9 protein-coding genes are annotated in these 7,713 nt (G+C 65.1%); 2 read left to right on the top strand and 7 right to left on the bottom strand.

Annotated features, from left to right (window positions below):
• Together AT959_RS11765 and AT959_RS11760 are read left to right on the top strand one after the other, a co-directional pair.
• On the top strand, nt 1-938 hold a 938-nt coding region (locus AT959_RS11765), incomplete at its 5' end, for an efflux RND transporter permease subunit (protein WP_205629904.1).
• Complete coding sequence (locus tag AT959_RS11760; protein ID WP_066883309.1) at nt 925-1,287, top strand: RNA-binding S4 domain-containing protein; 363 nt, start codon at nt 925-927, stop codon at nt 1,285-1,287. The genes AT959_RS11765 and AT959_RS11760, both read left to right, overlap by 14 nt.
• A gap of 9 nt (nt 1,288-1,296) precedes the next feature.
• On the opposite strand, the gene AT959_RS11755 is transcribed toward AT959_RS11760, so the two are convergent.
• The 7 genes from AT959_RS11755 to AT959_RS11725 form a co-directional block, all read right to left on the bottom strand.
• Nucleotides 1,297-2,184 carry an AEC family transporter gene (locus tag AT959_RS11755; protein ID WP_240481814.1) on the bottom strand — a complete coding sequence of 296 codons (888 nt, stop codon included), beginning with the start codon at nt 2,182-2,184 and terminating at the stop codon, nt 1,297-1,299.
• 106 nt (nt 2,185-2,290) lie between these two features.
• A complete protein-coding gene (hslU, locus tag AT959_RS11750; RefSeq protein WP_066883307.1) occupies nt 2,291-3,631 on the bottom strand; it encodes an ATP-dependent protease ATPase subunit HslU in 1,341 nt (446 codons plus the stop codon).
• Complete coding sequence (gene hslV / locus AT959_RS11745) at nt 3,628-4,164, bottom strand: ATP-dependent protease subunit HslV (RefSeq protein WP_066883305.1); 537 nt, start codon at nt 4,162-4,164, stop codon at nt 3,628-3,630. The genes hslU and hslV overlap by 4 nt, the downstream gene beginning before the upstream one ends.
• A gap of 15 nt (nt 4,165-4,179) precedes the next feature.
• The gene (locus tag AT959_RS11740; protein ID WP_066883303.1) at nt 4,180-5,436 is read right to left on the bottom strand and encodes an STAS domain-containing protein; all 1,257 of its coding nucleotides are present in this window, start codon (nt 5,434-5,436) and stop codon (nt 4,180-4,182) included.
• Nucleotides 5,437-5,481: 45 nt separating this feature from the next.
• Nucleotides 5,482-6,246, bottom strand: coding sequence for a metal ABC transporter permease (locus AT959_RS11735; protein WP_066883302.1), 765 nt, complete (start codon nt 6,244-6,246; stop codon nt 5,482-5,484).
• Entirely contained in the window at nt 6,236-6,814 is a 579-nt protein-coding gene (locus tag AT959_RS11730; RefSeq protein WP_240481813.1) for an ATP-binding cassette domain-containing protein, read from the bottom strand. Before AT959_RS11730 ends, AT959_RS11735 begins: the two co-directional genes overlap by 11 nt.
• Complete coding sequence (locus tag AT959_RS11725; RefSeq protein ID WP_066883300.1) at nt 6,811-7,707, bottom strand: metal ABC transporter substrate-binding protein; 897 nt, start codon at nt 7,705-7,707, stop codon at nt 6,811-6,813. Before AT959_RS11725 ends, AT959_RS11730 begins: the two co-directional genes overlap by 4 nt.
• Between the last annotated feature and the right edge of the window lie 6 nt (nt 7,708-7,713).

Genomic DNA, 7,713 nt, shown 5'->3' with positions numbered 1-7,713 from the left:
TCCAGCCCGATCGCCTGCGCATCGCCGCTGCCGGCCTGACGACCAGCGATGTTGCCGGCGCCATCAACATGCTGACCGGCGGCATCGACATCGCCAAGTACAACGACGAGCCGGGCGACGGCCAGCGCTACGACATCCGGGTCAAGGGCCGCGCCGGCGAATTCACCCAGCCGGCCGACCTCGGCAAAATCTACCTGCGCAACAAGACCGGCCAGCTGGTTCGTCTCGACTCGGTGGCCAGCTTCAAGGAAACGCTCGGCCCGGCCGTGATCGGCCGCTTCGACCTGCAGTATTCGGCGACCTTCTACGCGACGCCGAACATCCCGCTCGGCGAAGCCGTCGGCAAGCTGCGCGCGCTGACCGCCGACCTGCCGCCCGGTTACCAGGTCAAGCTGATCGGCCAGGCGGAGGAATTCGGCAAGACCACCAAGTACATGGCCTTTGCCTTCATCCTGGCCATGGTCCTGCTCTACATGGTGCTGGCCAGCCAGTTCGACTCCTTCCTGCAGCCGCTCATCGTCATGCTCGCCCAGCCGCTCGCCATCATCGGCGGCGTCGCCGCGCTGTGGGCGACCGGGCAGACGCTGAATATCTACTCGATGATCGGCCTCGTGCTGCTGATCGGCCTCGTCGCCAAGAACTCAATCCTGCTCGTCGACCTGACCAACCAGCGTCGCGAAGGCGGCATGGGCATCGACCAAGCGCTGAGCAACGCCTGCCCGATCCGCATGCGGCCGGTGCTGATGACCTCGGCCACCGTCATCCTCGCGCTGCTGCCGGCCGCACTCGGCCTCGGCGCCGGGGCCGAGACCAACCAGCCGCTGTCGGTCGCCGTCATCGGCGGCATGATCTCCTCGACCCTGCTGACGCTGGTCGTCGTACCGGCCGTCTATTCGCTGGTCGAAAACTTCCTGGCCCGTCGCCATGCGGCTCGATAAATGGCTATGGGCGGCGCGCTTTTTCAAGACGCGCAGCCTGGCCACCGACGCGATCAACGGCGGCAAGGTGCAAGTCGATGGCAACCGGGTCAAGGCAGCCCGCGAGGTCAAGGTCGATGACAAGCTCGAAATCAGCAACGGCGAGGTGCGCTGGGCGGTGACGGTGAAAGCGCTCTCCGAGAAGCGCGGCCCGGCCCCGGAAGCCCGGCTGCTCTACGAGGAAACGGCGGACAGCATCGTCGCTCGCGAAACGCAGAAGGAAATGCGCAAGTACCAGGCCGACCCAGCCGCCGACCTGCATGGCCGGCCGACCAAGCGCGACCGCCGGCAGATGGGCCGGCTCTCCTGAAGCCCTGGCTTAAAGCACCAGAACCAGCGCCAGCGGCAGGAAAACCAGCGCCGCCAGATTGCCGATCAGCACGATCGAGGCTACCCGCTGCGGCTCCTGCTTGTAGCGCTCGGCAAACAGGAAGTTGAGCACGGCCGGCGGCAAGGCGCCGAACACCAGCAGCATCGCCGCCTCGCGCCCGTGAAGACCGAGCAGCTGGATGACGCCGGCGGCGATCAGCATGCCGGCCAGCGGGCGCAGGATGGCGCTGCCGGTCGCCACTTTCCATTCCCGGAACGAGACATCGGTCATCCGCACGCCAAGTGAAAAAAGCAGCAGCGGCACCGACACGTCGCCCAGCATCTTGATGGCGATGACCAGCGGCGACCAGATCGGGATTTTGAGGACGGCTACGGTCAACCCGGCGATGGCGGCAAAAACCACCGGTACCCGCCACAAGGTCAGCAAGCGGGTATTCGGGTCGAGCAAGCGTGCCCCGAACGAGAAATGCAGCGTGTTTTCGACCATGAACAGGATCACCGCCGCCGGCAGCGCTTCCTCACCCCAAGCCAGCACAGCGAGCGGCAGGCCAATGTTGCCGGAGTTGTTGAACATCATCGGCGGCGCCAGCGTCTTCGGCTGACTGCCGATCAGTCGTGCAATCGGCCAGGCGAGCAGGCCGCAGGTCGCCAACACGATGAAACCACCCAGCGCCAGCGGTGCGTAGGCAGTCAGGTCGAAGGACTTGCCGGCCATCGCCGCAAAGACCAGGGCCGGCACGAAGACATCCATGTTCAGCCGGTTGGCCACCGCCATTTCCGGCTTGTGGTGGCGGGCGTAGAAATAGCCGGCGGCGACGATGCCGAAGATCGGGAAGAGGATGGCGGCGAGGCGCAGGGTCAGACTGGTATCGGCCAAGCGGGGTACCTCGCGGCGTGGCGGTGGAGTGGCAGGATTGTGCGAGAAAAAGCAAAGCGGGCGCAATCGGGAATACCCCCATGCGCCCGCCGATTACAGCGACGACTTACAGCACGTAACGCGACAGGTCTTCGTCGGCAGCCAGTTCGCCCAGCCGCTGATTGACGGCGGCGGCGTCGATGACGATGCTCTGCGGCCCGGCCTTGCCAGCCTCGAAGGAAATCTCCTCGAGCAGTTTTTCCATCACGGTGTGCAAGCGGCGCGCCCCGATGTTCTCGGTCTTTTCATTGACCTGATAGGCGATCTCGGCCAGCCGCTTGATACCGTCCTCGGCAAATTCCAGCGTCACCCCTTCGGTTTCGAGCAACGCCTGGTACTGACGGGTCAGGCAGGCATCGGTCTGGGTCAGGATGCACTCGAAATCGGCGACCGACAGCGAATCCAGTTCGACGCGGATTGGGAAACGACCCTGCAGTTCCGGAATCAGGTCGGACGGCTTCGACAGATGGAAAGCGCCGGAAGCGATGAACAGGATGTGGTCGGTCTTGATCATGCCGTACTTGGTCGACACGGTCGTCCCTTCGACCAGCGGCAGCAGGTCGCGCTGCACGCCCTGGCGCGAGACGTCGGCACCGTGGCTGTCGGAACGGCTGGCGATCTTGTCCAGCTCGTCGAGGAAGACGATGCCGTTCTGCTCGACGGCCTTCACCGCCTCCAGCTTGACCTCCTCATCATTGACCAGCTTGGCCGCTTCCTCGTCGGTAAGCAGCTTGAGCGCTTCGGGAATTTTAAGCTTGCGCGACTTCTTCTTGCCGCCGCCCATGTTCTGGAACATGCCCTGGATCTGCTGGGTCAGTTCCTCCATGCCCGGTGGTGCGAAGATTTCGGCCTGCATGCTCGGCGCCGCGACGTCGATGTCGATTTCCTTGTCGTCGAGTTCGCCTTCGCGCAGTTTCTTGCGAAATTTCTGCCGGGTCGTGTTGTCCCCGGCGGTCGACTCGCTATTTTCGGCAAAAAAGCCCGGGCTGCGCGCAGGCGGCAGCAGCACGTCGAGGATGCGATCCTCGGCGGCATCCTCGGCGCGAGCCCGCATGCCCTTCATCGCCCGTTCGCGGTGAGACTTGATGGCCATTTCAACCAGATCGCGGATGATGGTCTCGACATCGCGGCCGACATAGCCGACTTCGGTGAACTTGGTCGCCTCGATCTTGATGAAGGGCGCGTTGGCCAGGCGGGCCAGGCGGCGGGCGATTTCGGTCTTGCCGACGCCGGTCGGGCCGATCATCAGGATGTTCTTCGGGGTGATTTCCTGGCGCAGCGGCTCGGCGACCTGGGCCCGCCGCCAGCGGTTGCGCAGCGCGATGGCGACCGATTTCTTGGCGTTGTTCTGGCCAACGATGTGCTTGTCCAGTTCGGAAACGATTTCCTGCGGCGTCATCGCGGTCATTCGAGGGCCTCGATCGTGAAATTGCGGTTGGTATAGATACAGATATCGCCGGCGATTTCCAGCGACTTGGTGACGATGTCGCGCGGCGACAGCTCGGTATTTTCCAGCAGGGCGCGCGCCGCGCTCTGGGCGTAGGAACCGCCCGAGCCGATGGCGACGATGCCCTGCTCCGGCTCGAGCACGTCGCCGTTGCCGGTGATGATCAGCGAGACTTCCTTGTCGGCCACCGACAGCATCGCTTCCAGCCGGCGCAGGGCGCGGTCGGAACGCCAGTCCTTGGCCAGTTCGACGGCCGAACGCATCAGGTTGCCCTGGTGCTTGTCGAGCTTGGCCTCGAAACGTTCGAACAGCGTGAAGGCGTCCGCCGTACCGCCGGCAAAGCCGGCCAGGATGCGCCCCTGGTACAGCCGGCGCACCTTGCGCGCCGTCGCCTTGATAACCACATTGCCGAGCGTGACCTGGCCGTCGCCGGCCATGGCGACGGAACTTCCCCGGCGCACCGACAGGATGGTCGTGCCGTGATATTGCTCCATGTTTTTTCCTGACTCTTAAGACTTGGGAACGATGATGCGTGCCTGTTTATTGAGGCCGACAACGGCCATCAGTTCCGCAACCAGATGATTCGGGCTGCGAATGATGATGTCGCGCCCGGCCGCCTTGTAGGGCGCCAGGCGATTGACCAGTTGCCCGGCCGAGAAAAAATCCATCCGGCGAACCGCCGAAAAATCGAGGATCGGCGACTCGTGCTGCTCGATGACGGCGACCAGCTCTTCAAAACGCGAACTCTTCAGGTCGCCGGCCAGGTAATAGGCATCGGCCGCCCGGGTCACCGCCGGCAGCGGCGACTTGCTGACCGGCTGCACTTCCCAGGAGGGCGGCGACAATTCGAAGGTCACTGCGTAATCGACTGCGCGCTCCTCGAAAGCCTCTTGCGGCCCGAGGCGCTGCAGCAATTCGAGCAACAGTTGCCAGGATGCACCATGTACCGGATCGCCCGCCTGCAAACGATCGTTCAGCCGCCCCATGAAGGCCTCGGCCCGCTCCAGGGTCAGCGCCACACCGCGCCGCCGGGCCTGGCTGAGCAGTTCGACGAACTGGCCGGCGACTTCGTCGTCGCAGCCGATCAGCTTGCCGCAATCAATCAGCGCCGGCTGTTTGGCAGCCAGCATATTGCGCAACTCATCGAGCGGTTGCAGGCCCTCGGCGGTCAACACGCCCTGCAGCGAAAAAAGCTTGACGCCGTTTTCGCTGTTGCGCACCACCGGCGCCGGTTCGCGCCAGGTCGGCGGCGAGGTTTCGCAGGCCTCGGCGAATTCGACGCCGAGCTTTTCAAAACCGGCCTGATCACCGACCACTTGCAGCAGATCGAAGAGCAGCAGCCAGAAACGCAGCCCCTCCTGCCCCGGGTAGGTGCGAATGAAGGTTTCCAGCAAAGAACGAGCGGCGGCATCCTGACCGTTGGCAAAGAGGACGACGGCTTGCTCGATATCGCCCTGCAGCGGATCGAGGTCGTGACCGACGTCGATCGCCATGACGCTCGACTCGGTGAAATCACGGTCGAATTCGTCCATGTCGAAGCCCGAATCATCCTGGACGGCGAGCGCCTTTGCGGAGCCGGGCGCGATAGCGGGCTGGTCGTCCAGCGTGAATTCAAGATCGGGCAGCGGCTCGGCGAGCGGGATCACCTCTTCAACCGGCTGTACCGGCGGCGGCATCTCGGGCAGCCGGACGGCCGGGGCACGCGGCCGCGCTGCCTGGCGCTCCGGCATTTTTTCAGGCTGCTTCTTGAAAAAGGAAAAAACCATGACCACTCCACATACTGAGAGCGTGTTTTAGCATGCCCTAATGCGTCATGCAATGACCAGACCGATGACGATCAACAGCAGAGCGAGCACCGGGCCGAAGGGTTGATCCAGGCCAAGCGCGATGCCAAAGGCCAGGACATAACCGAAGACACCGATCAGTAGCGTCAGCCAGAGGCCGGCCCGCCAGTTCCTGGCGCGCCGGAAAGCCAGCCAGGGCGGGATGAACACCAGCGCAAAAGCGCCCATCACACCGAGGTTCATCGTCGCCAGCGCCAGGCACAGCGCGGCCAGCAGATCGAAACCGCTCTGCGTCGGCCAGGCGCGCAGGCCGCGAATGCGGAAAAAATCGGGATAAACGTGGGCCAGCAACAGGTTTTTGGCCAGCCGGCGCAAGACGATCAGGGAGAGCAGGCCGCCTGCCGCCGCCAGCCACAGTTGCGCCGGACCGGCGAAATAGAGCTGGCCATCAAACAGGGCATGGCCGAGGCGCTCCGCCATCGGCTGGTTGGCTGCCAGCAGCACAGCAACCGCCCAGCCGCCGAGCAGCAATAACGCGTAGCTGGCGCCGCCGCTCAGCCGGCCGGCAAACAGACGTTTACCGGCTCCGGCCAGAGCAGCGGCCGCGACGCCCCCGACGGCGGGGACAAAGCCGCCGACCAGAGCGAGCAAGGCACCCGCCGCTGCCACATGCGAATAGGCCAGCGCGGCCAGCCATTCATCGCGCAGGCGCAGGTAGGCGCCGAGCAGGGGCAGCAAAATAGCCAGGCACAGCCCGGTCAGGAAGGGAATCAGGAACAGCTCATTCGCCATCGCCGGCCTCCAGTCGCAGGACACGGTCGCAGGCCGCCTCGACAAAGGCGGCATCATGGCTGACGACGACGATGCCGGCCCCAGCCCGGGCCCGGTCGTGCAAATGCGCCGTCAAATGCTGGACACCGGCGGCATCGAGGTTATTGGTCGGTTCATCGAGCAGGACCAGGTCGGCCGGCGCGTGCAGGATGGCCCACAAGGCCAGGTAGTGGCGCTGGCCGCCGGACAGGCGATCGAGGCGCTGGTCGAGGCGATCAATCAGCCAGGGCGGCAGCCCCTGTGGGCTGGCCCCGGTCAGTAGCAACAGTTCGCGCCCGGACAGCGGCAGGCCGTCCACCGGCGGCACATCCTGCGTCTGCAGAGCCAGGCGCAGGCCCGGCTGACGCACGATGCGGCCGGCAAAGACCTGCGCCCGGCCGGCCAGGGCGGCCAGCACGGTGCTTTTGCCGACGCCGTTCGGCCCGGTCAGGCCGATGATTTCACCGGCCGCCAGGCTGAGATTGACGGGCGGCGTCGCCGGCTGCTGCCAGCCGGCGACCAATGCCTCGACCTGGAGCAAGGACGTCAACGCAAGCCTTTCAGCAAGCGCTGCACGGTATCGTCGAACAGACCGAACAGGTCTTTCGCCTCCGCCGTCCCGCCCACCGTATAGGGCAGCAGCACCGCCGGCAGGCCGGTTTTGCCGGCAATCCATTGGCTCGGCCCATCCGGGTTGTAGGCGGTGCGCAGCACCATCTTCGCCGGCAGCGTCTGCTGCCGCGCCAGCAGGCTACTCAGGTGGCCGCTGGTCGGCTCGATACCCGGCTTCGGCTCGAGCGTACCGACCTCTTTCAGGCCCAGCCAGTTGGCCAGGTAAAGGAAGGAGGCGTGATGGACCAGCACCGGCACGCCGCGCAAGGGCGCCGCTTCCTTCTCCCAACGCGCCATGGCGGCCTGCCATTTGCCGGCAAAGCTCTTGTAGCCGGCCTGGTAGGCCGCGGCATTGGCTGCATCGAGCTCGGCCATGCGGCCGGCCAGTGCTTCACCGACCTTCAGGACATTGCGCGGATCGAGATGGAGATGCGGATTGCCGGCGGCATGGATATCGCCCTGGGCGCGGTCGACGGAGGTCGGCACTTCCAGCCGGCTGACGAAATTGGCCGCCTCGAAGTAGCCCGGCCGTCCGGCCTGGATGGCCGCATTGCCCGAATCGCGCAAGACCAGCGGTAGCCAGCCGATTTCCAGATCGGCACCGGCCGCCACCACCAGGTTGGCCTGCCGGGCCTGCGCCAGCAGCGAGGGCTTGGCCTCGATCCGGTGCGGGTCCTGGAAGGCATTGGTGGCGCTATAGACGCGCACCTTGTCGCCGCCGATTTCCCGGGCCAGGCTGGCCCATTCCGGCACCGTGGCAAAGACGTTGAGATTGGCCCAGGCCGGCAGCGAAGCCAGCGTCAGCAACAGCGTGGGGAACAGTTTGCTCATCGCCGT

This window comes from Dechloromonas denitrificans (genome assembly GCF_001551835.1).
Classification (GTDB): Bacteria; Pseudomonadota; Gammaproteobacteria; order Burkholderiales; family Rhodocyclaceae; genus Azonexus; species Azonexus denitrificans.
This window is presented reverse-complemented; position numbering and strand designations above follow the sequence as displayed.